The 25638-nt window shown below is 71.4% G+C and carries 17 protein-coding genes; 6 read left to right on the forward strand and 11 right to left on the reverse strand.

Going from position 1 to position 25638, the window contains the following annotated elements:
- Positions 1-196: 196 nt before the first annotated feature.
- Positions 197-2542, reverse strand: coding sequence for a putative bifunctional diguanylate cyclase/phosphodiesterase (locus EG812_RS11550; RefSeq protein ID WP_081476044.1), 2346 nt, complete (start codon positions 2540-2542; stop codon positions 197-199).
- A gap of 110 nt (positions 2543-2652) precedes the next feature.
- Between EG812_RS11550 and ilvD the strand changes: the two genes are divergently transcribed.
- On the forward strand, positions 2653-4500 hold the full coding sequence (ilvD, locus tag EG812_RS11555) for a dihydroxy-acid dehydratase (RefSeq protein WP_126711548.1): 1848 nt from the start codon (positions 2653-2655) through the stop codon (positions 4498-4500).
- Between the two features lie 266 nt (positions 4501-4766).
- Positions 4767-5957: an endonuclease/exonuclease/phosphatase family protein gene (locus tag EG812_RS11560; RefSeq protein ID WP_233579454.1), complete on the forward strand. Its 1191-nt coding sequence runs from the start codon at positions 4767-4769 to the stop codon at positions 5955-5957.
- A gap of 43 nt (positions 5958-6000) precedes the next feature.
- Here EG812_RS11560 and EG812_RS11565 read toward each other — a convergent pair whose 3' ends face one another.
- From EG812_RS11565 to EG812_RS11595, 7 genes are all read right to left on the reverse strand, one after another.
- Positions 6001-7701, reverse strand: coding sequence for a SulP family inorganic anion transporter (locus EG812_RS11565; RefSeq protein WP_126711550.1), 1701 nt, complete (start codon positions 7699-7701; stop codon positions 6001-6003).
- Positions 7698-8036 carry an ArsR/SmtB family transcription factor gene (locus EG812_RS11570; protein ID WP_013732023.1) on the reverse strand — a complete coding sequence of 113 codons (339 nt, stop codon included), beginning with the start codon at positions 8034-8036 and terminating at the stop codon, positions 7698-7700. The genes EG812_RS11565 and EG812_RS11570 overlap by 4 nt, the downstream gene beginning before the upstream one ends.
- A 106-nt stretch (positions 8037-8142) precedes the next feature.
- A complete protein-coding gene (locus EG812_RS11575; RefSeq protein ID WP_126711551.1) occupies positions 8143-8874 on the reverse strand; it encodes an alpha/beta hydrolase family protein in 732 nt (243 codons plus the stop codon).
- 252 nt (positions 8875-9126) lie between these two features.
- On the reverse strand, positions 9127-11610 hold the full coding sequence (locus EG812_RS11580; protein WP_126711710.1) for a glycoside hydrolase family 2 protein: 2484 nt from the start codon (positions 11608-11610) through the stop codon (positions 9127-9129).
- Positions 11611-11672: 62 nt separating this feature from the next.
- Positions 11673-12566, reverse strand: a complete 894-nt coding sequence (locus EG812_RS11585) for a carbohydrate ABC transporter permease (protein WP_013732020.1) — start codon at positions 12564-12566, stop codon at positions 11673-11675.
- Positions 12563-13561 carry a carbohydrate ABC transporter permease gene (locus tag EG812_RS11590; RefSeq protein WP_126711552.1) on the reverse strand — a complete coding sequence of 333 codons (999 nt, stop codon included), beginning with the start codon at positions 13559-13561 and terminating at the stop codon, positions 12563-12565. The genes EG812_RS11585 and EG812_RS11590 overlap by 4 nt, the downstream gene beginning before the upstream one ends.
- The gene (locus tag EG812_RS11595; protein WP_013732018.1) at positions 13558-14835 is read right to left on the reverse strand and encodes an ABC transporter substrate-binding protein; all 1278 of its coding nucleotides are present in this window, start codon (positions 14833-14835) and stop codon (positions 13558-13560) included. The genes EG812_RS11590 and EG812_RS11595 overlap by 4 nt, the downstream gene beginning before the upstream one ends.
- A 325-nt stretch (positions 14836-15160) precedes the next feature.
- Between EG812_RS11595 and EG812_RS11600 the strand changes: the two genes are divergently transcribed.
- Positions 15161-16183 carry a LacI family DNA-binding transcriptional regulator gene (locus tag EG812_RS11600; RefSeq protein ID WP_043719858.1) on the forward strand — a complete coding sequence of 341 codons (1023 nt, stop codon included), beginning with the start codon at positions 15161-15163 and terminating at the stop codon, positions 16181-16183.
- 13 nt (positions 16184-16196) lie between these two features.
- Here the strand turns inward: EG812_RS11600 and EG812_RS11605 are convergent, their stop codons facing one another.
- The gene (locus EG812_RS11605; RefSeq protein WP_126711553.1) at positions 16197-18482 is read right to left on the reverse strand and encodes a bifunctional diguanylate cyclase/phosphodiesterase; all 2286 of its coding nucleotides are present in this window, start codon (positions 18480-18482) and stop codon (positions 16197-16199) included.
- Between the two features lie 220 nt (positions 18483-18702).
- On the opposite strand from EG812_RS11605, the gene EG812_RS11610 reads away from it, so the two are divergent.
- A complete protein-coding gene (locus EG812_RS11610; RefSeq protein WP_126711554.1) occupies positions 18703-19101 on the forward strand; it encodes a PH domain-containing protein in 399 nt (132 codons plus the stop codon).
- Here EG812_RS11610 and EG812_RS11615 read toward each other — a convergent pair.
- Positions 19095-20021 carry a 2-hydroxyacid dehydrogenase gene (locus tag EG812_RS11615; RefSeq protein ID WP_013732014.1) on the reverse strand — a complete coding sequence of 309 codons (927 nt, stop codon included), beginning with the start codon at positions 20019-20021 and terminating at the stop codon, positions 19095-19097. The genes EG812_RS11610 and EG812_RS11615 overlap by 7 nt on opposite strands.
- An 87-nt stretch (positions 20022-20108) precedes the next feature.
- Between EG812_RS11615 and EG812_RS11620 the strand changes: the two genes are divergently transcribed.
- A complete protein-coding gene (locus tag EG812_RS11620) occupies positions 20109-21281 on the forward strand; it encodes a PQQ-dependent sugar dehydrogenase (RefSeq protein ID WP_502697186.1) in 1173 nt (390 codons plus the stop codon).
- 66 nt (positions 21282-21347) lie between these two features.
- Positions 21348-22946, forward strand: a complete 1599-nt coding sequence (locus EG812_RS11625) for a metallophosphoesterase family protein (protein WP_126711556.1) — start codon at positions 21348-21350, stop codon at positions 22944-22946.
- 236 nt (positions 22947-23182) lie between these two features.
- Here EG812_RS11625 and EG812_RS11630 read toward each other — a convergent pair whose 3' ends face one another.
- Entirely contained in the window at positions 23183-25540 is a 2358-nt protein-coding gene (locus EG812_RS11630; RefSeq protein WP_126711557.1) for a thiamine pyrophosphate-binding protein, read from the reverse strand.
- Positions 25541-25638: the final 98 nt, after the last annotated feature.

The following is a 25638-nucleotide window of genomic DNA, read 5'->3' on the forward strand; positions in this document are numbered from 1 at the left end:
CTGCTCACACTGTGCTCGCGGGCGGGCCGCGGGCGATGGGTCGACGGCAACAAAAAAGCCCTCGTGCCAGATGCACGGGGCCAGCGCACTCTCAGACAGGGAGAGTGCGCTCAGATAAGTACTCGCAGCGACCGGTACGACATGGCTCAAGACTGACGCATCTCATGCGATGAGTCAACTGATCCCACATTTTGGTTCACGGACTTGGCGTGCCACCCCCCGACAGGCCCCCTGCACCCGGCTTGACGTGCTCTGATGTGCCGTTTCCGACCCTCGGCGCCGGCGTCGGCCCGGATGCCGGATTCCCCGGCCGTGCCGGTCGGGCCCCCGGCGAGGTGGCCGCCTCCAGCATCGCCTCCAGGTGCTCGGCCGGTACGCCCCAACCGAACAACGCGCCCTGCCCGAAGCGGCAGCCGGCGGCCACCACGGCGGCCAGCTCGGTGGGCGTGGTGACCCCCTCGGCGATGACCTCCAGGCCGAACTGGTGACCCAGCCGCATGACGATGTCGACCATGGGCGCGAAGGCCGGGCCGTCGCGCCCGACCGGCCGGACCGGCTCGTGCTCGGCCACCAACCCGTGGTCGATCTTGAGAATGTCGATCGGGAGTCGGCGCAGCTGCCCCAGCGAGGAGTAGCCGGCACCGAAGTCGTCCAGGGCGATCCGCACACCGGTGCGCCGCAGCGCCGTCAGCCGACGGATCAGCTCGTCCAGATCGGTGGCGACCGCGTGCTCGGTGACCTCCAGCACCAGCCGCTGCGGCGGGACGTGGTGGGTACGCAGCGCCTCGGTCACCTGGGCCACGTAGGCGGGGGCGTGCAGTTCGCGCGGTGAGACGTTCACCGACACCCAGACGTCGTGTCCCTCGGCGAGCCACCGGGACAGTTGACGACAGGCCTCGTGCAGCACCCAGGCACCGAGTTCGGCGATGATCCCGGACTCCTCGGCCAGCGGGATGAACTCGTCCGGCCGGACGTTGCCGAGTTCCGGGTGGTGCCAACGCAGCAGCGCCTCCGCGCCGACCGGGCGCACCGACGGCAGGGAGGCCACCGGCTGGAAGACCAGCCGCAGCTCGTTGCGGCCGATCGCGCCGCGCAACTCGTGCTCCAGCGTGGTCCGCCGACGCAGCAGCCGGTCGTACGCGCCGTCGTAGCGCTCGATCCGGTTCTTGCCCCGCTGCTTGGCGTAGCGCAGCGCCAGATCGGCGTGCCGCAGCAGCAGTTCGACGTCCGGCGTGTCCGCCCAGGTCGCCAGACCGATGCTGACCGAGCAGAAGACCGGCCCCTCGGGCTGCGGGTAGGCCCCGCCGAGCACCTTCAGCAGCCGCTCGGCGACCGCCCCCGCCTCGGCCGGCCCACCGTGCATCAGCACCGCGAACTCGTCCCCGCCGAGGCGGGCGGCGAGGTCGCCGGGGCGCAGGTTTGCCCGCAGCCGCTGGCCGACCTCGACCAGCACCGCGTCACCGACGTCGTGGCCGCGCATGTCGTTGACGTTCTTGAAGCCGTCCAGGTCCAGGCTGAGCAGCATGCAGGGGGTGTCCGCCGCCGCGCACCCGTGCAGCGCCCGCAGCAGCCCGCGCCGGTTGGCCAACCCGGTCAACGCATCGGTGTGCGCGAGCTGCCGGAAGTGCGCCTCCCGCTCGGCGAGCCGCCGGGCGTACGCCCGGACCTGGTGCAGCGTGAGGTGTTGCCGGGCGACCAGGGCGAAACCCTCCACGCTGCCGGCGACGATGCCCAGTGCGTCGAACCGGCCGTCCTGGAGGAGGTGGTACATCGCCGAGCCGGCCATCGCGGCCATCGGGACGAAGGCGTACTCGCCGTCGTGGCGGATCACGTCGGTGGTGAGCTGCCCGGCCGGGTCGATGCGGCTCATCGCCACCGCGGCGGTCAGCAGGCCCACGGCGAGCACCACCAGGCTCATCGAGGTCATCGCGGGACCGACCTGACAGAGCCCGGTCGCCACGCCGAGGCCACCGCTGGTCGCCACGGAGATGCCGGCGCCCAGCACGGCGAGGCCACGGCGCGGCGGTCGGGCCCGCAGCACCAGGATGATGGCGAGGCCACTGCACAGCGCCGCGCTGATCGAGGCGAGCAGGATCGCCGGGCAGGCCATCGGGGTGGCGTCGCCGAGGACTCTGGTCGGCTCGGAGAGCAGCACCCAGCCGACGAACCACAGCGCGGCGCCCACCACGACGCTGTCCAGCGCGAGTCGGGCGGCCGCGCCGACCGAACCGGCCACCCCGGGCATCCGGAGCAGGCCGGCACAGAACAGCAGGCCGCTCACCGCGGTGCCCACGGCGACCGCACTCGCCCAACTGGTGCGTTGCGGCTGCTCGTGCGCCCAGTGTTCACTCGCGCTCAGCGCACCCGCGGTGGCCAGCAGCAGGGTGACCAGGGACACCGCCGCCGCGCCGGTGAACAGCACGTACGCCTGCCGATGGGGGCCACTACGACGCCGGGCGGCGGCGGCCAGCAACACACCGGCCACGATGGCGACCAACGCGCTCAGCACCGCGGCGCCGATCATGCCCGGGGGTGTGTGCACGGTCTCAACTTTGCCGGATCACCGCCGTCCGTGGGGATCTGGTGTGCATCTGTTGGGACACAGTGCGCTCGCCTGTCCGTTGCCGGTTCGCCGGTGTCAGACTGGTACACATGCCTGAGCTGCGGTCGAAGACCTCCACGCACGGTCGGACGATGGCCGGTGCCCGGGCCCTGTGGCGGGCCACCGGGATGACCGACGACGATTTCGGCAAGCCGATCGTCGCCATCGCGAACAGTTTCACCCAGTTCGTCCCGGGTCACGTACACCTCAAGGACATGGGCGGCCTGGTGGCCGACGCGGTGGCCGAGGCCGGCGGGGTGGGTCGGGAGTTCAACACGATCGCGGTCGACGACGGCATCGCCATGGGCCACGGCGGCATGCTCTACTCCCTGCCCAGCCGGGAGTTGATCGCCGACGCGGTGGAGTACATGGTCAACGCGCACTGCGCCGACGCCCTGGTCTGCATCTCCAACTGCGACAAGATCACCCCCGGCATGCTGCTGGCCGCGCTGCGGCTCAACATTCCGACCGTCTTCGTCTCCGGCGGCCCGATGGAGGCCGGCAAGACGGTGGCCATCGAGGGCATCGTCCACTCCAAGATCGACCTGATCGACGCAATGATCGCCTCCTCCAACGAGGCGGTCACCGACGACCAGCTCGGCGAGATCGAGCGTTCCGCCTGCCCGACCTGCGGCTCCTGCTCGGGCATGTTCACCGCGAACTCGATGAACTGCCTCACCGAGGCGATCGGGCTGGCGCTGCCCGGCAACGGCTCGACGCTGGCCACCCACGCCGCGCGGCGGTCGCTGTTCGTCGAGGCCGGCCGCACCGTCGTGGACATCGCCAAGCGGTGGTACGACCACGACGACGACTCGGTGCTGCCCCGGGTGGTGGCCTCCCGGGCCGCGTTCGAGAACGCCGTCGCCCTGGACGTGGCGATGGGCGGCTCGACAAACACGATCCTGCACCTGCTGGCCGCCGCCCGCGAGGCCGAACTGGACTTCACCGTCGCCGACATCGACGCGATCTCCCGCCGGGTGCCCTGCCTGGCCAAGGTCGCCCCGAACTCCCCGCAGTACCACATGGAGGACGTGCACCGGGCCGGTGGCATCCCGGCCATCCTCGGCGAGCTGAACCGCGCCGGCCTGCTGCGCCGGGACGTGCACGCGGTGCACTCCCCCACTCTGGAGCGCTGGCTGGCCGACTGGGACGTGCGCGGCGGCTCGGCCACCCCCGAGGCGATCGAACTGTTCCACGCCGCGCCGGGCGGGGTGCGCACCACCGAGCCGTTCTCCACCACCAACCGCTGGTCCACCCTGGACACCGACGCCGCCGAGGGCTGCATCCGGGACCTGGAGCACGCGTACAGCGCCGACGGCGGGTTGGCCATCCTCTACGGCAACCTGGCACCGGACGGCTGCGTGGTGAAGACCGCCGGGGTGCCCGAGGAGTGCCTGACCTTCCGCGGCCCGGCGAAGGTGTACGAGTCGCAGGACGACGCGGTGACCGCCATCCTGGCCAAGGAGATCGTCGCCGGGGACGTGGTGGTGATCCGCTACGAGGGCCCCAAGGGCGGCCCCGGCATGCAGGAGATGCTCTACCCCACCTCGTTCCTCAAGGGCCGAGGGCTGGGCCGGGCCTGCGCGCTGCTCACCGACGGCCGGTTCTCCGGTGGCACCTCGGGCCTGTCCATCGGCCACGCCTCCCCCGAGGCCGCCGCAGGTGGGCTGATCGCGCTCGTGGAGCCGGGCGACGAGATCGTCATCGACATCCCGAACCGGTCGATCGAGCTGAACGTGCCGGCCGACGTGCTGGACGCCCGACGGGTCGCCCAGGAGAAGCGGGATCGCCCGTACACCCCGGTCGACAGGCAACGCCCGGTCTCCGCGGCGCTGCGCGCGTACGCCTCGATGGCCACCTCGGCCAGCGACGGCGCGTACCGGCGCGTCCCCGAGTGAGCTGGACACCAGGGATGGGCGCACCGACGTTCATCCCTGGTCTGTCTCTCACGGGCGACACCCACCACGACTGAGGACCCGCGCGGTCACCGACGCGCTGTACGGACCGCGCGCACGCTGAGCCCGGCAGCACGATCGTCGATCACGGTTCACCCTGCCGCCATGCCGTTTTCGGTAGCGTGGCGATCGTGAATCGTGAATGGGGAGGTACCTCGATGGGTGCGAGGCGGAGGGTCGGTGCCGGTGTCACGGCGACGCTTATCGCGGTGACGGCGACGCTCACGGTGCCGGCACCGGCGGGTGCCGGTGGACGGCACCCCGCACCGGTACGGGTGGCCACGTTCAACGCCTCGCTGAACCGGGACACCGCCGGTGGGCTGGTCGCCGACCTGTCCCGCCGGGACAACGCCCAGGCCGCCAACGTCGCCGAGGTGATCCAGCGGGTACGCCCCGACGTACTGCTGATCAACGAGTTCGACCACGACCCGGTCGGCCGGGCGTTGGCGCTGTTCCAGGACAACTACCTCTCCGTGCCCCGCAACGGCAGCCGGGCCATCCGCTACCCGTATCGGTACGCCGCCCCGTCGAACACCGGCGTCCCCTCCGGCCACGACCTCAACAACGACGGCACCGTCGGCGGGCCCGACGACGCGTACGGCTTCGGTCTCTTCCCCGGCCAGTACGGCATGGCGGTCTACTCGGCGTACCCGATCGACGTGGCGAAGGTCCGTACGTTCCAGACGTTCCGCTGGCGGGACATGCCCGGCGCCCTGCTGCCCGACGACCCGTCCACCCCCGAGCCGGCCGACTGGTACTCCCCGGCGGAACTGGCCGACCTGCGGCTGTCCTCGAAGAGCCACTGGGACCTGCCGATCCGGTTGCCGGGCCGTACCGTGCACGTGCTGGCCAGCCACCCGACGCCGCCGGTCTTCGACGGGCCGGAGGACCGCAACGGCCGCCGCAACCACGACGAGATCCGCTTCTGGGCCGACTACGTCTCCCCCGGTCGGGGCGGCTACATCTACGACGACGCCGGGCGGCGCGGCGGGCTGCGGCCCGGCGCGGCCTTCGTGATCGCCGGGGACCTCAACGCCGACCCGTACGACGGGGACAGCGTGCCGGGCGCGGCGCAGCAACTGCTCGACCACCCCCGCGTCGACGATCGGGTCGTGCCGGCCAGCGCGGGTGGCCCGGCCGCCGCCCAGCGGCAGGGTGGCGCGAACCTAGACCACCGCGGCGACCCGCGCTTCGACACCGGCGACTTCGCCGACACCAGCCCCGGCAACCTGCGGGTCGACTACCTGCTGCCGAGCCGGGGTCTGCCGGTCCGTGCCGCCGGGGTCTTCTGGCCGGTGCCGGGTGACCCGCTGTTCCGGCTGGTCGGCGACTACTCCCCCGCCCTGCCGGGCGGCTTCCCCACCTCCGACCACCGACTGGTCTGGCTCGACCTGCGCTGAGGTGAGGCTGCCCGCGGAACGGCGTCCGGTCCTCGTTCGCTGGTCAGGCGGGGGCGGGCAGGGCGAGGACGCGGGCGTACGCGATGGCCGCCGGGGTGTCGGGGAAGATCAGGTTGTCGCGACGGAGTTGGTCGGCCACGCCGAGGGTGTCCAACACCTGGTCGTGACCGGGATCGATGCCGGAGAGCAGCACGGTGATGCCGCGCCCCTGAAGCCGGCGGATGGCGTCGCCCAGCACCTGGGCACCTGTGGCGTCGATGGTGGTGACCCGGGCCATCCGGAGGATGACCACCCGGACGTCGGCCACGTCGGAGAGCTGGAGCAGGAAGTTGTGTGCGGCGGCAAAGAAGAGCGGCCCGTCGAGCCGGTAGGCCACGATGTGCTCGGCGAGCAGGGCCTGCTCCTCGGCGGTGTGGTCGTCGGCGTCCAGGGGGACCTGTTCCATCTTGGCGCTGCGGGCCACGGCACGCAGCGCCACCACGATGGCGACGGCGACGCCGACCGCCACGGCGGTGACCAGGTCCCAGATGACGGTGACGGCGAAGGTGAGCACGAGCACCAGCGCGTCGCCCCGGGTGGCGCGGGCCAGCGCCCACAGCGAGGCGGCTTCCACCATCCGTACCGTGGTGGCCAGCAGGACCCCGGCGAGCGCCGCGAGGGGGATCCGACCGACAAGCGGCGCGGCGGCCAGCACGATGCCGGCCAGGGCGACGGCGTGGGTGAGCGCGGCGAGCCTGGACACCGCGCCGGCCCGGACGTTCACCGCGGTACGTGCGATCGCCGCGGTGGCCGGGATGCCGCCGAACAGCGGAGACGCCAGGTTGGCCAGCCCCTGCCCGAACAGTTCCCGATCCGGGTCGTGCCGCTGGTCGACAGTCATGCCGTCGGCGACGGTGGCCGAGAGCAGGCTCTCCAACGCGGCAAGCGCCGCCACCGCGAATGCGGCGGGCAGCAGGACCCCCACCGCGCCGAGGTCGAGGAAGTCCAGCGACGGCGCGGGCAACGTCTGCGGCAGGGCGCCGATGCGGATCAGGTCGACCGGTACGAGTTCCGCGATGATCGTGGCGGCAGCCACGGCCAGCAGCGAGAACGGCACGCCGGGACGCCACCGGGCACCGACAAGCATCACCACCGCGACACCGAGGGCCACCGCGATCGCGGCCGGGTGCGGGTGTACGACGAAACGGGCGACCGCGTCGGCGGCCACCGCCCAGACCCGCTCGCCCTGCGCATCGGTGACGCCGAGCGCGGCCGGCACCTGCTGCAGGGCGATGACCACGGCGATGCCGGCGGTGAAGCCCTCGATCACCGGAACGGGAAGATACCTGACAAATCGCCCGAAGCGCGCGAAAGCCAGGACCAACAGGATCACCCCGGCCATCGCGCCGACCAGCAGCACGCCGTTCGCGCCGAACTGCGCCACGATCGGCACCAGCACCACAGTCATCGCGCCGGTGGGCCCGGAGACCTGGAGGTTGGAGCCGCCGAAGACGGCGGCCACGGCACCGGCGACCACGGCGGTGATCAGCCCGGCCTCCGCGCCCAGCCCGGAGGTGACCCCGAAGGCGAGGGCCAGGGGCAGCGCGACGATGGCGACGGTGAGCCCGGCGAGCAGGTCGCGGCGGGGCGCTCGGCGTACCGCCTGAAGGTCGGCCTGGCCGGGCAGCAGGGCACGGACCCGCCCCCACGCGGCGGCCAGGGCAGGACGCGGCGTGGCGGGAGTCGCCGCCTCGGTGCCGTTCACTGGCTCGCCCCGCCGGCCCGCAACTCGTCGAGCAGGCCGTCCCGGTCGGCGAGCACCGCGCCGAGGATCCGCCGGCCGGCGGCCAGCAGGTCGGCCACGTCGGGGGTGCTCAACGCGTACATCACCAGGGCGCCGTCCCGGTAGGTGGTGACCATGCCGGCGCGGCGCAGCACGGCGAGCTGCTGGGAGAGGTTCGACGCCTCGACGTCGATGGCGGCGAGCAGGTCACGCACCGGCTTGGGGCCGTCCTGCAGCAACTCCAGCACCCGGATGCGGACGGGATGCCCGAGGGTGCGGAACAACTCCGCCTTCGCCTGGTACAGCGGCACCGACACGCCTCAGCCTCCTTCGCCGCACCCGGACGGGCACACTGAAGACTTTAGCACTTGAAGGATTCTTCAAGTCAGTAGGTCGTCCGCTACCGGGCCGGGCGGTCCGGCCTCACCTCAGATGCCGGGCGAAGAACCGGTTCGCGTCGTCTCCCTCGAACTGCGGGACGCCGGTGTGCCCGCCCATGTTGGCGTGCAGTGTCTTCTCCGTTGAGCCGAAGGCGTCGAACAGCTCCAGGGCCTGCTGCCGGTCGTTTCCTTCCTCGTCCCACTGCAGCAGAACCTGTAGCGGAATGCTGACCTTCCGGGCCTCCTCGAACATGGCGCGGGGCACGAAACTACCGGCGAACAGCAGGGCGGCCACGATGCGCGGCTCGACCACCGCCAGCCGGACGCCAATGGCGATGATCCCGCCCGAGTACCCGACCGGGCCGCCGATCTCGGGCAGCGAGAGCAGGGCGTCCAGGGCGGCCCGCCATTCCGGGACCGCCTGGTCGACAAGTGGCAGAACAAGCCGGTCGACGACCTCGTCGCCGACTGGCTCGCCGGCCTGCAGTGCCCGGCGCAGCTCGGTGCGGGCCTCCTCGACGGCGACGAGACGGGGCCGGTTACCGCCACCGGGAAGCTCGATGGTGGCCGCGGCGAAGCCCTCCGCTGCGCAATGCTGGGCCCGGGCCGCCAATCGGGGATACATCGTCGGCAGTCCGCCGGGGTGGCCGATCAGGATCACCGGCGCCGGAGCGGATACGGATGCGGGCGTCCACAGAATGCCGGGAATCTCGCCGAGGGTGAATTCGCGCTCGAGGACGCCGTCGTTGAGGCGCTGTTCGGAAGTGAACTCCATGGTCGTGCCTTTCGGGAGTGCTCGTGAACGGCGCTCCCGGACGACCTATCGCCCGACCGTGACAACTGAGTGGAGCACCCATGTCGACCCATTCACGGATACCACCTCCTCGCTCTCCCCACGGACTCCGCGAAACCTAACAGCGCCCCCCACCCCCCGCCACCGCATTACTACGCACCCACCTCTCCCAGTAAACGTTGATCAAGAGGTTTGCGTCAGATCCGGCCGGATTCCAGACGCAAAACTCCTTGATCAACCAGTGCCAGTGCCAGTGCCGTGCGGTTGGAAGTCGTTGACGCAGCGGAGGGTGGGGTGGGTGGTGAGGGCGGTGGGGTCGAGCGGTGGGGTCGAGTGGACGGTGAAGGTCGTCGACTCGCCGGGAAGCAGGGTGATCAGGGCGTCGTCGACCTGGGCGGACGGGTCGAGTCGGTCGGGGAAGAGGGTGAGGTCGCGCAGGATGGTGCGGGCGGTTACCCGGACCAGTTGGCCGCTGTCGGTCGGCTCGACCGTGGCGTCGTACTCGGCCGGCGGGTAGTCGATCTCGCGGTCCTCGGCGAAGAACCAGAGCGCACGGCCAACGGGATCACCCGCATCGGCGATCAGCAGTTCGCGCCGGGCCTCGTCGGGCCGGGTCAGCTCCGCCGGCAACGCCAGGTTGACCGTGTCGTACGCGGGGACGTCGAGTTCCAACGTGGTCTTCGCCTGTGGGTCCCCGGCGACGGTCAGCCGGCTGATCGTCACCGACGCCCGCCAGGGTTGGCCACCGTCGTTGACCGCGACCAGCACCAGCCCACCGGCGTCGGTTCGGAAGCCGTCGCCGGACCGGCCATCGGTGCCGGACTGACCGCCGTCGCGGGGCTGCACGGTGAGCAGCCGGTCGGCGTACGCCCGGCGCAGCGCGTACCACAGGGGTTTGCGTCGGCCGTCGCCGTCGATGGCCGACCAGGAGGTGACCGGCCAGCAGTCGTTGAGCTGCCAGACGATGGTGCCCATGCACCGCCCCCGGTGGGAGCGGAAGTGCTCCACCCCGAGTTGGATGGCACGGGCCTGGTTGAGCTGGGTGAAGTAGTGCCAGTCGTCGAAGTCGCGCGGCGCGGGCAGGTGGGCGTCCAGCCCTCGGCGCAGTTTCGCGTCGCCGTCGGTGGCCTTCTGGTGGTGCGCCATGCCGGGCGAGTCCGGGGCGAGCGGCTCGTCGGAAAGCGCCCGGCGCAGCGTCGCGTACGCCGGTGGGCCCTGGTAGCCGAACTCCGCGACGAACCGGGGCAGATAGTCGCGGTACTTCACGTAGTCGTCGGTGTTCCACACGTCCCAGATGTGCGTAGTGCCGTACGCCGGGTCGTTGGGGTGAGTCTGCTCGCTGCCCGACCAGGGACTGCCGGGCCAGTACGGGCGCGTCGGGTCCAGCTCGGCGACGATGCGGGGCAGCAGGTCCAGGTAGTAGCCGCGCCCCCAGGTGCGCCCGGCCAACTGCTCCTGCCACCCCCAGTCGTGCCAGCCCCAGATGTTCTCGTTGTTGCCGGTCCACAGCACCAGCGACGGGTACGCCGCCAGCCGGGTCACCTGCTCGGCGGCCTCGGCGGCAACCTCACCGGCGTACGGCTCCTCCTCGGGGTAGGCCGCGCAGGCGAAGAGGAAGTCCTGCTGCACCAGCAGGCCACGTTCGTCGGCCAGGTCGTAGAAGTCGTCCGACTCGTACCGGCCGCCGCCCCAGACCCGCAGCAGGTTGATGTTGGCGTCGACGGCCTGGTCGAAGCGGTGGGCCAGCCGCTCGCGGGTGACCCGGGTCGGGAAGACGTCGTCGGGGATCCAGTTCACCCCCCGGACGAAGACCGGCACCCCGTTGACGTGCAGGGTGAACGGCGCGCCGTGGGCGTCCGGGGTGGTGTCGAGGCGTACCGAGCGGAAGCCGATCCGCCGGTGCCAGGCGTCGAGGGTGGCGCCGTCCGGCCCGTGCAGGGTGACGTCCAGGTCGTGACGGGGCTGGTCGCCGTGACCGCGCGGCCACCACAGGGCGGGCCGCGGCACGTCGAGGGTCAGCGTGGCGCTGCGCTGTCCCGCCGCGACCGTCGTCTCGGCGGTCACCCCGGCCACCTGGGCCCGCACGGTGAGCGGCAGGTCGGCCAGCCGGTCCACCTCGACCTGCACCGCCACCCGCCCGTCGACGCCGTCGAGGGTGACCAGCGGGCGTACGGTGGCCAGCCGGGCGACCGACCAGCCGTGCAGGCCGATCTCCTGCCAGATGCCGGCGGTGACCAGGGTCGGTCCCCAGTCCCAGCCGAAGTTGCAGGCCATCTTGCGGATGAACTGGAACGGCTCCGGGTAGGCGTTGGGCCGGTCACCGAGGCGGTCGCGGTGCGCGTGGGCGTACCGGTAGGCGGAGTCGAAGCGTACGGCCAGGGTGTTGTTCCTGGGTTGCAGCAGCGAGGTGACGTCGAAGCGGTAGCCGCGATGCATGTTCTCGGTGCGGCCGACCTCGACGCCGTTGACGGTGACCGTGGCGACCGTGTCGAGCCCGGCACAGACCAGGTCGAGCCGCTGGTGGCTACCGCTCGGGCGGTCGAAGGTCGTCTCGTACGCCCAGTCGGTGTGCCCGATCCAGGCCAGCGCTGTCTCGTTGTCGTCGAGGTACGGGTCGGGGATCAACCCGGCGGCGAGCAGATCGGTGTGCACGCAGCCGGGCACGGTGGCCGGCACCGTCACACCGTCGACCTCGGGTGGCACCTGCGGGCCGGACATCGCCCGCAGGGTCCAGCCGTCGTGCAGCGCCTGCCGTAGCGGACCGGTCCCCCGCGCGTCGCTCACGATTTCACCGCGCCTTCCATGATTCCGCGGACGATCTGCCGACCGCCGATGACGAGCATGATCAACAGTGGCACCGTTGCCACGAACGCACCGGCCAGCACCCGCCGGTAGATGACGTAGTTGCCGCTGGCCAGGTCGGAGACGGCCACCATCGAGGTGGGGTAGTCGCTGCCGTTGAGGGTGATCAGCGGCCATTGGAAATCGTTCCAGGTGGCGACGAAGGTGAGCAGACCGAGCACCGCGAGGGCGGGACGCACCGCGGGCAGCGCGACGGTCCACCAGATCCGCATGGTGCTGGCGCCGTCGATCCGAGCCGCCTCGATCAGCTCGTCGGGCACCGCGTTGACGATGAACTGTCGCATGTAGAACACCCCGAACGCGGTGACCATGCCGGGCACGATCACCGCCAGCAGGGTGCCGTTCCACCCCAGCTTGCCCATCACGATGTAGAGCGCGACGATGCCGAGTTGGTTGGGCACGGTCAGGGTCAGGATCACGAAGAGCATCAGCGCCCGACTGCCCTTGAAGCGCAGCTTGGCGAAGGCGAAACCGGCAAGCGAACAGAAGAAGAGCACCGAGGCGGTCACCGCGGTGGCGACGATGACGCTGTTCACCAGGGAGGCGGCGAAGTAGACGTCCTGGAGCGAGAAGACCTCGTCCAGGTTCGCCAGGAACCGGTCACCGGGGATCACCACCGGCGGCAGCTGCGAGGTGGCCTCGTCGGTGCTGGTGGCGATGACGAACATCCAGTACAACGGGAACGCCGCGAACAGCGCGGTCACCGCCAGGAACAGGTAGGTGCCGATGCCGGCCGGGGTGTCCTGCGGGGCTCGGCCTCGGGTGGCGGGCCGTTTACGCGGTGCCTGCCGGGGTCGCTCAAGAAGGCTCATCCACGTCCCCCCGAGATGCGACTGGTAAGCGCGGTGTTCAGCGCGGCGACCACCAGGATGACGAGGAAGAGCGTCCAGGACATCGCGGCGGCGTAGCCGAGGTTGAGGTCCTTCCAGCCCACCTTGTAGATCAGCTGGGCGACGGTCTGCCACTCCCCGCCCGCGCCACCCCGGGCGGCCTGGGCGTTGAGGTCGAACAGCATCGGCTCGGTGAACAGTTGCAGGCCGCCGATGGTGGAGAGCGCCACCGTGAAGATGACCACCGGTCGGATCATCGGCACGGTGATCCGCCAGAGCTGCCGCCACGGCCCGGCGCCGTCGAGCGCCGAAGCCTCGTAGACGTCCCGGGGGATGGACTGCATCGCGGCCAGGTAGAGCAGGGCGTTGTAGCCGACCCACTTCCAGTTGACCATCGTGGCGATGGCGATCCAGGAGTGCAGCTTGTCGGCCCGCCAGTCGATCGGATTCTCGGTGCCGATGCCGACCAGCCCGAGCGCCCAGTTCGCCATCCCGAGGTCACGGGCGAAGAAGACGTTGAACACCAGCGTGGAGGCGGTGATCGGGGTGATGTACGGCAGCAGCACGCTGACCCGCCACCAGGTCTGCGCCCGCAGCCGGCGGTTCAGCATCGACGCGATGACCAGCGCCAGCAGCAGTTGCGGAACGGTGGAGAGCAGGAAGATGCCGAAGGTGTTGTAGAGGGCGTTGCCGAAGTCGCCGTCGGTGAACAGTCGACGGAAGTTCTCCGTACCGGCCCAGCCGGTGCGGTCCGGCTCGTCGAGACGCCAGTGGCGCAGCGCCACCACCGCGTTGAAGACCATCGGAAAGAGCCCGAAGACCACGAAGAGCAGGAAGAACGGCGCGATCAACAGGTACGGCACGTACCGCACGTCGAAGCAGTGCAGCCGATCCCGCCAGGTCGTCGACCGGCCGGTGGGCGGTTGCCGGGCGGCCGGTCGACGGGTGGCCGGTTCGGGAGCCGTGGCTCGGCTCACCTGCCGGCCTTCTCGGCTTCCTTGATCGCCTCGGCCCAGGCCGCGTCCGATGCGAGCGTGCCGTTCTGCACCCGGTTGATCACGTTCTCCACCGCCACCCGGGTCGGCCCGTTCTTCCGGCCCAGGTACTGCGGCGTCAGGCCCTCGGCCATCTTCGGGAAGATCTGGCCGACCGGGGCCGAGTTGAAGAACTCGTTCTTGAAGTCGGCGATCGCCGGATCGCGGTAGAGGCCGGGCTGCGAGGGCAGGTTGCCGACCGTCTTGAAGACCTCGATCTGCTGCTCCGGCTGGACCAGCCACTCCAGGAACTTGTACGCCTCGTCGACGTTTCTCCCCTGCTTGGGGATGGTTAGGAAGGAGCCGCCCCAGTTGCCACCGCCACCCGGCACCGCGGCGATGTCCCACTTGCCCGAGGTGGCGGGCGCGGTGTTCTGGATGTGGCCGAGCATCCACGCCGGGCAGGCCAGCACGGCGAACGAGCCGTTGGTGAAGCCCTTGTCCCAGTCGGCCTGGAAGCTGGTCAGGTTGGCCGACAGGCCGGCCTCGACGGCCTTGACCGCGTAGTCGAAGGCGACCTTCGGGCCGCCCTGCATCTGCAGCTGCTCGCTCGGGTCGTAGAAGCCGACCGGCTGCTGGCCGAGGATCGGGTTGAACAGGTTGGTGGCGTTGTCGAGGAACTTCTTGTCCGTCTCGGCGACGTAGCGCTGGCCGACGGAGATGAAGTCGTCCCAGGTCGGCCAGAGCGCGGAGACCTGGTCGCGTTCGGTGGGCAGGCCGGCGGCGGCGAACAGGTCGGTGCGGTAGCACATCGCCAGGCCGCCCACGTCGGTGCCGAGGGCGATCTGGGTCTTGCCGTCGGCCGACAGCGACTGCTTCCACTTCCACGGCAGGTAGTTGCTCTCGTACCGGCCCGCGCCCTTGTCGAGCAGGTTGACGAACTGGTCGGCCTGGCTGCGGAATTGGACCATGAAGCCCTCGTCGATGGCGGCGATGTCGGGCGCACCGGAACCGGCGATCAGTTTCTTCTGCAGGTCCTCGTGCTGGGCGTTGTACTCACCCGAGTTGAGGGCGATCTTGACGTTGGTGTGCTCCGCCTCGTACCTGGTCTTGAGCTCCTGGAGGCCGAAGTCGCCCCAGAAATTGATGGTCAAGGTGACCTGACCGGCACCGCTGCCACCACCGGTGGTGCTGCGTCCACTGCAGGCGACGACGAGTGAACCGACCGCCAGTGCCACGGCTGCGACGCGCAGCCAACGAGGCGAAGACCGTTTCATGACCCATCCTCCAAAGACGAGTGGGGACCGCCCCCATAGATCGAGACACGTCGACTGAACCGGATAAGTGACGCCACCGTACGGGGGCACTTCCCGAGTGTCAACGACGAGTTAACGCCGCGGTCAGAACGTGATCTCCGGAGCGCAAAGCCCTGCACTGATCACCACTTCAGGCCGAACACCTTCTCGTCGAGCAGCCCGAGGCGGACGCCGTTCCTCGGACTGAACCGAACAAGTAGCGCCGTTCAGGCCCACACCTGGTCGATGGCGGTCGACGGGTAGCCTGTCCAGCGGACAACGGACTGGCTCAGGGGGGCGTACGCCGGTGAAGCGGCCCACGATCGCGGATGTCGCCCGCCGGGCGGGGGTTTCCAAGGGCGCGGTGTCGTACGCGCTCAACGGCCAGCCCGGCGTCTCCGAGGCGACCCGACAACGCATCCTCGCCATCGCCGCCGAAATCGGCTTCAGTCCGAGCAGCGCGGCCCGGGCCTTGTCCGGCGCGACCGCCCGGGCGATCGGCCTGATCCTCGCTCGACCCGCCCAGACGCTCGGCATCGAACCGTTCTTCATGGAGTTGATCAGCGGCGTCGAGGCGGAACTGTCCGCCCGGTCGTACGCGCTGACCCTGCAGGTGGTCGCCGACGCCGACGCCGAGATCGCGGTCTACCGCCGGTGGTGGGGTGAGCGGCGGGTCGACGGGGTGCTCGTCTGCGACCTGCGCACCGACGACCAGCGGGTGCCGGTGCTGGAGGAGTTGCGGCTGCCCGCCGTGGTGATCGGCGGGCCGACCGGCACCGGCCGGCTGGCCAGCGTCTGGTCGAACGACGCGGCGGCCCTGGTGGAGACCGTGGAATACCTGTACGCCCTGGGGCATCGCCGGGTGGCCCGCGTCGCCGGCCTGCCCGACCTGCTGCACACCACCATCCGCACGCAGGCCTTCACCGAGGTGTGCCAGCGCCTCGGTCTCGCCGAGGCGGTCGTCGCCTCCACGGATTACACCGGCGAGGAGGGCGCGCGGGCGACCCGGCGGCTGCTCAGCTCCCGGATCCGCCCCACCGCGGTCATCTACGACAACGACGTGATGGCCATCGCCGGCCTGTCGGTGGCCCAGGAGATGGGGCTTGCCGTCCCCACCGATCTGTCCATCGTGGCCTGGGACGACTCGCCGCTGTGTCGGCTGGTGCATCCGCCACTGACCGCAGTGGGACGCGACATCCCCGCCTACGGCGCACATGCGGCCCGGCAGCTCCTGCAGCTGATCGAGGGCGCCCCGGCGACGGACCTGGAGGACGAGCAGGCACACCTGACGCCTCGCGGCAGCACCGGCCCGCCCGGCGTGGGGGCGTGAACCGGTTAAGCATTCACCGCGAGGTGGACGGAAACTCCTCGAAGTACGCCTCGACCCGCTCGGCCGTGGCGGGGCGCGCCAACTCGTACCCCTGGCCGTAGCGGCACCCCGCGCGACAGGCCGCCTCCACCTGATGGGCGGACTCCAGCCCCTCGGCCACCAGTTCCGCGCCCAACCGGTCGGCAATGGTGACCACCACGTCCAGCAGCGGGCGGTCCCGGCTCGCCTCGGTCACCTCGGGACCCACCTTGAGCAGGTCGATCGGCAGTCGCCGGAGCTGGGCGAGGGAGGCCTGCTCGGCCCGGAAGTCGTCAAGCGCGGTGCGGATGCCCATCGACCGCAGCCCGGCCAGCCGCGCCACGACGGTCGGCAGCTCGGTGCAGACCCGCGGCTCGGCCACCTCGATCACCAACTGGTCCGGTGTCACCCCGTGTGCGGCAAGCACCGCCGCCGTCCGGGGTACGAAGTCCGGTGAGATCAGTTCGCGGGTGGTGACGTTGACCGCCATCCACAGCCGCCGCCCGCCCACGGACCACTCCGCCACCTGCCGGCAGGCCCGGTCCAGCACCCAGACGCCCAGTTCACCGACGATGTCGAGATCCTCCGCCACCGGCAGCAGTTCGGCCGGAAACACCGTGCCGAGGACCGGGCTGCGCCAGCGCAGCAGCGCCTCCGTACCGACCGGCAGCCGGTCGGCGAGCCCGATCACCGGTTGGTAGACCAGATCCAGCTCGCCTCGGGCGACCGCGCCGGGCAGTTCCCGCTCCAGATCCAGCCGCCGGACCAGTTGCTCCTCCAGGTACGCGTCGTACCACTCGATTCGGTCCCGACCGAGTTGCACCGCGCGTCGGCGGGCCAGGTCGGCTTGGCGCAACACGTCCTCCGGGCGGCCGTGAGCCAGTTCGGCCAACCCGACGCTGGCCCGCGAGCGCAGCACTGCGCCGGACACCTCGTACGGCCGGTCCAACGCCTCGAGCAGCCGAGCGCCCAACGCGTAGGCCAGCAGCGCTCCGGCACCGGTGACCACCGCGAAACCGCTGCCGGCCAGGTCGATCACCTCGTCGTCGGCGGCCGTCACGGCCCTTGCCCGACGGACGGCCTCGGCGGCCACGTCGTCCCGCGCGGACACCCCGGGCACCTCGGTGAGGTGCAGGTCCACCACCAGCAGGGTGCCGCCCGCCGCCTCCGACCGCGCCGTCAGCGCCCGCAGCAGCGCGGCGCGTCCGACCGGTACAGGTTCCCCGACGACCGCCCCGCTCCCGGCCCCGGCCCTGCTCCGGACCTCGGTCCCGGTCTCGGCGGTCTGAGCCGGCGTGATCTGAGCCGGAGCGGTCTGCGGAGCGACGGTGAGCAGTTCACGGGCCACCAGGGCGGGTACCGCAGCGAGGGCGAGCACGACTGTGGTGTGGTCGGGTAGTTGCCCGGACTGCAACTGGTGCACGATGGCCAGTACCACCCCGACCGCCGGAACCACCACGCGCGGCCAGACCACCGGGGCGGTCGGTGGCGGTTCCCCGGCCGCCTCCACCACGCGCCGCACCCCGGCGGCGGTCAGCAGCACGCCGGTCACCAGCGGCGCGACCGCCAGCAGGGCCGTGCGCCCGGTGCCGGTACCGGTCGGCAGCGCAGCCAGCAGCGTCAACGCGAGCAGGGTCAGTCCCGCGCCGGCTCGGCAGCGGGTGATGCCGGACGCCCGGTCCGGCCCGGTCAGCAGGGCGAGCACGGTGCCGGTCAGCAGACCGGTGGCCATCGCGGCGACCAGGCGCACCGGGGTCGGCACGCCCGCGTACGGCAGCAGCAGCCAGGCGGTGAGCACCAAACAGGCACCGGCCACGGCACCGTCGAGCAGTCGACGCCACCACAGCCGGGCCGGCGTCGCCGCTCGACGCGGCAGGCTGAACAGGCCGCCGCCGAGCAGCGCGGCGGTGCCGGCGAGCCCGGCGACGGCGGCGGTCGAGCGGCCACCGACGGCGACCAGCGGCAGCACCGCCGCGGTCAGACCGGCACTCACCACCGCGGCGTGCAGCAGGGCAGCGGCCCGACGCGGCCGGGCGGCCCGACGGCGGGCGAGCCGCCCACCGGGCGTACCGAGGGTCGGGGCATCGGGGCCGGCGGCGAGCCGGGACAGCCGTACGCCGGCCAGCGTCGAGCCGGCCGCACCGGCGAGCGCCACCACCGCCAGCTCCGGCATCGACCCGGCCGCACCGACGACGACGAGTACGGACACCACCGCGAGTACGCACGTCTCCGGCAGGGCGGAGCGTCGGACGATGGCGCGGAACACGGACGCGACAGGCACGACATTCGCCTTCGTGAGGGGGCACTGGGGCGGTGCGGCGGTGCGAGGGCGGACAATTGGTCGGCTACTCATCCCCGGAAACGAGCAAGCACGCAACCAGTGACGCCCATTGAGCCAGATCACTGTACGCGGTCGGATGACCACACAGAATCAGGCCCCCCGGACAACCCGGTTCGCAGCCCGGTGCCGTCCGGGCCGGTGATGGTGGGATCATCGAGGGGTGAGCCGCACCGATACCACCCGATTCCGACACCACCAGGCCATCCTGGTCGGGGCGATCATCGCCACCATCGGCGCCCTGCCGCTGGCCGACGCCCGCGCGTACCTGCTGCCGGTGCTGCTGGTGCCCCTGGCGGTGGCCGTCTGGGCCTGGCGGGCCGGCACCGACGCGAATCCGCACGGGCTGCGGCTACGGGCGCTGCTCGGCGACCGCCTGATCCGCTGGGACCAGATCGTCGAGCTGGGCGGCGACACCCGCGGCCGGGCGGTCGCCCTCCTCACCGACGGCCGGCGACTCGTCCTGCCCGCGGTACGCCACGTCGACCTGCCGCTGCTGGTGGCGGCGGCCGAGCGCGGCGAGCCGGTGGCCGACCGCGACGACGTCCCGGTGGCTCAGTAGCCGTCCACCACCACGTTGTCGGGCTGCTCTCCGGCGACGAACCGCCGGATCTGCTGGCCCACCAGGCGGTACGCCCGGGGCAACAGGCCCCGTACCGAGCCGGCCACGTGCGGGGTGATCAGCACGTTCGGCAACTCCCAGAGCGGATGATCGGCCGGCAGCGGCTCCGGGTCGGTGACGTCCAGGGCCGCCCGGAGCCGACCACCGGCCACCTCGGCGACCAGCGCCTCGGTGACGACCACCGGTCCTCGGGCGGCGTTGACGAGCAACGCGCCGTCGCGCATGGCGGCCAGGAACGACTTGTCGACCAGGCCCCGGGTCTGCTCGGTCAGCGGCACCAGCAGCACCACGACGTCGACCTGCGGCAGCAGGGTGGGCAGCGCGTCGACCCCGTGCACGCCCTGCTCGGGGCGAGCGGTGCGGGCGACCAGGTCGAACTGCACCTCGAACGGGGCCAGCCGGTCGCGCACGGCGGTACCGATCGAGCCGGCGCCGACGATCAGAATCCGCTTCCCGGCCAGCTCGTCGGTCGGCGCCACCTCGTCGTACACCCACCGCCGCTGCGCCTGGGCGCGGACCATCGCCGGGAAACCGCGCAGCTGGGACAGGATGGCGGTGACCACCCACTCGGCGGTCGACGGGTCGTGCACGCCCCGGGCGTCGCAGAGCACGACTCCCGGCGGAATCCGCCCGACCCAGGTGTCCGCCCCCGCCGAGAGCAACTGGACCACCGCCAGGTCGGGCAGTTCACTCAGCAGGGCGGTGGCCGCCGCCGGGGCGAGGAAGGGTGGCACCCAGAAACGCACGCCGGACGTCGACGACGGCAGCCGGGCCGGATCACTCATCGTCTCGACGACGACCTCCGGCGGCAGCTCACCCAGCAGGTCGTGGCCGGTCTCGTGCGGAATCCATACCTTCACGCCCGCTGACGATAGCCCTCGCGACGGTTACCGCCGCCGAGGGGCCGCGTACGCGCACACCGACGCCCGCGTCCGCAGCGGGCTACCCTGGGCCGGGTGAGCGCCAGTCCCCCAGTCTCCCGCGCCCGTAAGCTCCGTACGCTTCTCGCCGCGTCCGGCGCGACACTCCTGCTGGCTGCCGGTTGCAGCCTCGGCGAACCGGAGCCGGACCCGGCCGGTAAGCCCCCGAACCTGCCCAGCCCCTCGGCCAGCGCGGGCGACGGCGGCCAGGAGGTCGTCGCCACCGTGCTCGCCAAGGGGTTGCGGGTGCCGTGGGGCATCGCCTTCCTGCCCGACGGCGGTGCCCTGGTCACCGAACGCGACACCGGCCGGATCGTCCAGGTCGGCCCCGAGTCGTCCCCGGACGGCCTGCGGGTCACCGAGGTGCAGACCATCGACGACGTGGTCGCCTCGGGCGAGGGTGGCCTGCTGGGCATCGCCGTGTCACCGAAGTTCGCGCAGGACCGGACGGTCTTCGTCTACTACACCGCCGAACAGGACAATCGGATCGCCCGGCTGCGGCTCGGTGAGGAACCCACCCCGATCCTGACCGGCATCCCCAAGGCGGGCATCCACAACGGCGGCGGGCTGGCCTTCGGCCCCGACGGGCAGCTCTACGCCAGCACCGGCGACGCCGGGGACACCGACCAGTCACAGGACGTCAAGCAGCTCGGCGGCAAGATCCTGCGGATCACCCCGGAGGGCAAGCCGGCACCCGGCAACCCCTACCCCGACTCGCCCGTCTGGTCGCTGGGCCACCGCAACGTGCAGGGCATCGCCTGGGACGGCGACCGGATGTACGCGGTGGAATTCGGTCAGAACACCTGGGACGAGATCAACCAGATCACCAAGGGCAAGAACTACGGCTGGCCCGAGGTCGAGGGCAAGGGCGACGACGAGAAGTACGTCGACCCCATCGTGCAGTGGCCGACCGACGAGGCGTCCTGCTCCGGGCTGGCCGCCGTCGAGCGGACGTTGGCCACCGCGTGCCTGCGCGGCCAGCGGCTCTGGCTGGTCGAGCTGACCGACACCGGTACGGTGCTCGGGCAGCCCCAGGCGCTGCTGACCGAGCAGTACGGGCGACTGCGTGCCGTGGCCGCCGCCCCGGACGGCTCGATCTGGGTGAGTACCTCCAACCATGACGGCCGGGGTCGACCCGCCCCCGAGGACGACCGACTGTTGCGACTTGTTTTCGCAGGTGGCGGAGCTGGGCGAAGCTGAGGCACCCTCGAAGCACCACACCTCAGGTTTGTCAAGATCCTTCGGCGGGCAGGTCAGAATCTCACCATGGGCGATCAGGAACACGAGCAGCCGGAGCACGGCCGACAGGCCGAGACGCCGGCCCGCCGTCAGCGCCGGTTTTCGTCACTACGACGGACCGGTGCCGCGCCGCGCCGCCCCGGGCGGCTCACCGGCGTACGCCGGGTCGGGGTCGCCCTGGCCGTGCTGGTCGTCACCCTGGCCGGTGTGCTGCTCGGCACCCTGGCCGGCGGGCAGGTCGGCACGGACATCGGCCCGTTCCGGGCCAAACTGTCCCTTTCGCCGGCCGTCGACGGTGGTACCACCGTCAAGATCCCGCCGCTGGGGGCGCTCCTGCTCAACAGCCACGACGGGCCGACCCAGCTGACCGTCGAGCTGGGCGCGCTGGACCAGAGTCGGGTCGAGGCGCTGTTGGACGACCCGGCGAGCCTGAACCGGGCCACCCAGTCGGCGGTCGACGAGGTCCATGAAGGGGTGCTGCGGCTCGGGCTGCGTACGCTCGGTGCCACCGTGCTGGCCACCGTGCTGCTGGCCCTGCTGGTCTTCCGCAACACCCGCCGGGCCGCCTGGGCCGGCACACTGGCGCTGCTGATCACCGCGGGCAGCCTGGGCACCGCGGCGACGACGATCCGACCACAGGCGATCGAGGAGCCGACGTACGAAGGGCTGCTGGTCAACGCACCCGCGATCGTCGGTGACGTACGCAAGATCGCCAACGACTACACCCGGTACGCCGAGCAGCTCCAGCGCCTCATCGGCAACGTCACCCAGCTCTACACCACCGTGTCGGCGCTGCCCGTGTACGAGCAGGAGCCGGGTACCACCCGCGTGCTGCACATCTCCGACATGCACCTCAACCCGACCGCCTGGCAGCTCATCCGTACCGTGGTGGAGCAGTTCGGCATCGACGTGGTCATCGACACCGGCGACATCACCGACTGGGGCAGCGAACCGGAGGCGTCCTACGTCGGCTCGATCAGCCTGCTCCGCAAGCCGTACGTCTACATCCGGGGCAACCACGACTCGGGGCGTACGTCCGCGGCGGTGGCCCGCCAGCCGAACGCGATCGTGCTGGACAACGCGACCACCACGGTCGCCGGGCTCACCATCGCCGGCATCGGCGACCCCCGCTTCACCCCGGACAAGAGCACCTCACCGGCCGCCGGCGGCCCCATCCCGCCGACCGCCGACGAGCTGACCGCCACGGGTGAGAAACTCGCCGCCACGATCCGCAGCGCGCCCACGCCGGTGAACATCGCCCTGGTGCACGACCCGGTCATCGCCACCCCGCTGTCCGGCACCACCCCGCTCGTGCTCGCCGGCCACATCCACCGCCGGCAGATCGACCAACTGCCGGAGGTCCCCGGCCAGCAGCCCACCACCCTGATGGTGCAGGGCTCCACCGGCGGTGCCGGCCTGCGCGGCCTCGAAGGCGAGGAGCCCACCCCGCTGACCATGACGGTGCTCTACTTCGACCAGGAGAAGCAGCTCCAGGCGTACGACACCATCACCGTCGGCGGCACCGGCCAGGCCCAGGTCAACCTCGAACGCACCGTCATCAACCCCCCACCCACTCCCCTAACCACCCCCACCCCCACCACCCCAACCCCCACCCCCACCCGCTAACCCACCCCCCTCCCCCCCTCCCCGCCCCACCTGCCCCGACCTCCCCGCCCCTGCCTCCGCGATCTTGCACTTTTGGTCGCCGAAATGCCTGGTTCGGCATGATTTGCAGCGACTAGAAGTGCAAGATCGACGCGGTAAGGGTGCGCGACGCAGCGAGGGTGCGCGGTGAGGGCGTGCGACGGGGTGAGGCAGGCGCGGTGAGGGGCGCGGGTGGAGGTGTGGCGTGGGGTGGGTGGCTAGTGGAGGGAGAGGGCGGCCAGGGCGGCGTTGACGATGCTGCCGGGGAGTAGGTCGTGCAGGTCGTAGAGCTCCTCGACGCTGCCGGACTGGCCGAACTCGTCCACCCCGAGTGGCACCGCCGGGGCGGCGAGGGCCGAGCCGAGCCAGGCCATCGCGTGCGAGGCGGCGTCGTGCACGGTGACCACCGGCACCCGGTCGGCGAAGGCCGACCGCAGGGCGCCGGGCACGCTGGGCACGGTCGCCGTGCGTACGCCCTGGCGTAGGGTGCGCTGCCAGGCCCGGTAGAGCCGGTCGAGGCTGGTGACGTCCACGACGTGAGCGGCGACGCCCTCCTCGGCCAGTTCCGCCGCGGCGGTCAGCACCTCGGGCAGTACCGCACCCGAGGCGGCCAGCTGCACCGTCGGGGCCCCGGCCAGGTGCGGGTACGCCTGGTGGGCGTCGACCAGCCGGTACGCCCCGGCGAGCACCTGCCGCCGCAGCACCGCGTCGCCGAGCCGGGCTCGGGCCGTCTCGAAGGGCGCCTGGTCCACCGGCCGGGTGCTCAGCCGGAAGTAGTACGCCCCGTCCTCGGCCGGTGCCGCGGTCGCCGCAGGCTGGTCCGGGCCGGCGATCTGCCCGAGCGCGTCGCAGAGCAACCAGTCCAGGCTTGTCGCGTACGCCGGTTCGATGAAGGTCACCCCGGGCAGTTCCAGGCCGACGCTCGCGGTGATCGTGGACTGGTGGGCGCCGCCCTCGGGAGCGAGGGTGATGCCCGACGGGGTGCCGGCGACGACGAACCGGGAGCCGGAGTAGGTGCCGTAGAGGAAGGCGTCCAGACCACGCAGCACGAACGGGTCGTACACGGTGCCGACCGGCAGCAGCGGCTGCCCGGACAGGTCCCACGCCAGGCCGAGCTGTCCGAGCAGCAGGAACAGGTTCATCTCGGAGATGCCCAGTTCGATGTGCTGCCCGTCGGGGCTCTCCGTCCAACGCAGCATCCGGTCTTCCGACCAGGACCGCTGGGCGGTCGGCGCGAACACCCCGGTCTTGTTGATGAACCCGGCCAGGTTCGTCGACGTCGCCACGTCCGGCGCGGTGGTGACCAGATACCTGCCCACCTGCGGATCCCGGGCCAGGTCGACAAGCACCCGCCCGAAGACCTCCTGGGTGGAGATCGGCTTCGTGGCGCGTACCTTCGTGGCCTGTGGGACGGTGACCCCCAGCGCCCGCTCGCGGGGCGCGCGGGACAGCGACTCCCGACGCTGCCCGGCCCGGATGCCCGCGGGCGAGGCCGGGTCGAGACGGTCCCACTCGGTGTCCGGGGTCAGGCCGAGCGCCGCCCGCAGGGCGTCGACCTGCTCGCCGGAGAGCAGCGCGGAATGGTTGCGCGGATTGCCGGCGATCGGCAGACCCCAACCCTTGACCGTGTACGCGAACACCACGCTCGGCCGGTCGGTCACCGCGTCGCACTGGGCGTACGCGTCGAGCAGCGCCGCCAGGTCGTGCCCGCCCAGGTCGGTGACGAGCGGGCCCAACCGGTCGTCGGGGATGTCCGCGACGAACGTGGCCACCGCGTCCGGCGCGCCGTCGAGGAACTGCTTGCGCAGCGCCGGCCCGGTCAGCCCGAACAGCGACTGGTACTGCTCGTTGGGCATCGCGTCGATCCAGTCGCGCAGCGCCTCGCCACCGGGCTGGGCGTACGCCTCGGCCAGCTTGCGGCCGTACTTGACCTCGACCACGTGCCAGCCGGCCGCTTCGAACTGCCCGCGCCACTGGTCGATGCGTACGCCCGGCACCACCCGGTCCAGCGACTGCCGGTTGAAGTCGACCACCCACATCACGTTGCCGAGCCCGGTGGTGGCCGGGTCGGCGACCGCCTCCCAGATGTTGCCCTCGTCCAGTTCGGCGTCACCGATCAACGCCACGAACCGCGAGTGGGGGCGGGTGCCGAAGTGCGCGTCGACGTACCGACGGGTCACCGCGGCGAACAGCGGCGCGGCGGCACCCAGGCCGACCGACCCGGTGGAGAAGTCCACCCCGTCCGGGTCCTTCGTCCGCGACGGGTACGACTGCAGGCCACCCCGGGCCCGCAGCCGGGTCAGGTAGGACCGGTCCAGGTTGCCCAGCAGGTACTGGATGGCGTGGAACACCGGCGAGGCGTGCGGCTTCACCGCGACCCGGTCCTCGGCGTCCAGATGCGCGAACCACAACGCCGTCATCGCACTGACCAGCGACGCACTGGACGCCTGGTGCCCGCCGACCTTCACCCCGTCTCCGGTCATCCGCTCCCGGTTGGCGGCATCCACGATCCGGGTGGCCAGCCACAGCACCCGCCGCTGGATTTCGTCGAGGACATCGATGTCGTGCTGGTTCACGGTGGGCTCCAGGGGCATCGCCGTTGACGCCCGGTCGGGGACAGGGGTGGTGGTGCCGTGACGTGCCGACGTCAGGGTCTGTGACGCGCCGCCAGAGC

Source organism: Verrucosispora sp. FIM060022 (assembly GCF_003977705.1).
GTDB classification, from domain to species: Bacteria; Actinomycetota; Actinomycetes; order Mycobacteriales; family Micromonosporaceae; genus Micromonospora; species Micromonospora gifhornensis.

Bases quoted from the DNA above. Each gene is read 5' to 3' on its own strand.
- EG812_RS11575 (WP_126711551.1), bottom strand. From the start codon at position 8,874: ATGGAGTTCACTTCCGAACAGCGCCTCAACGACGGCGTCCTCGAGCGC.
- ilvD (WP_126711548.1), top strand. From the start codon at position 2,653: ATGCCTGAGCTGCGGTCGAAGACCTCCACGCACGGTCGGACGATGGCC.
- EG812_RS11625 (WP_126711556.1), top strand. From the start codon at position 21,348: ATGGGCGATCAGGAACACGAGCAGCCGGAGCACGGCCGACAGGCCGAG.
- EG812_RS11595 (WP_013732018.1), bottom strand. From the start codon at position 14,835: ATGAAACGGTCTTCGCCTCGTTGGCTGCGCGTCGCAGCCGTGGCACTG.
- EG812_RS11580 (WP_126711710.1), bottom strand. From the start codon at position 11,610: ATGTCCGGCCCGCAGGTGCCACCCGAGGTCGACGGTGTGACGGTGCCG.
- EG812_RS11585 (WP_013732020.1), bottom strand. From the start codon at position 12,566: ATGAGCCTTCTTGAGCGACCCCGGCAGGCACCGCGTAAACGGCCCGCC.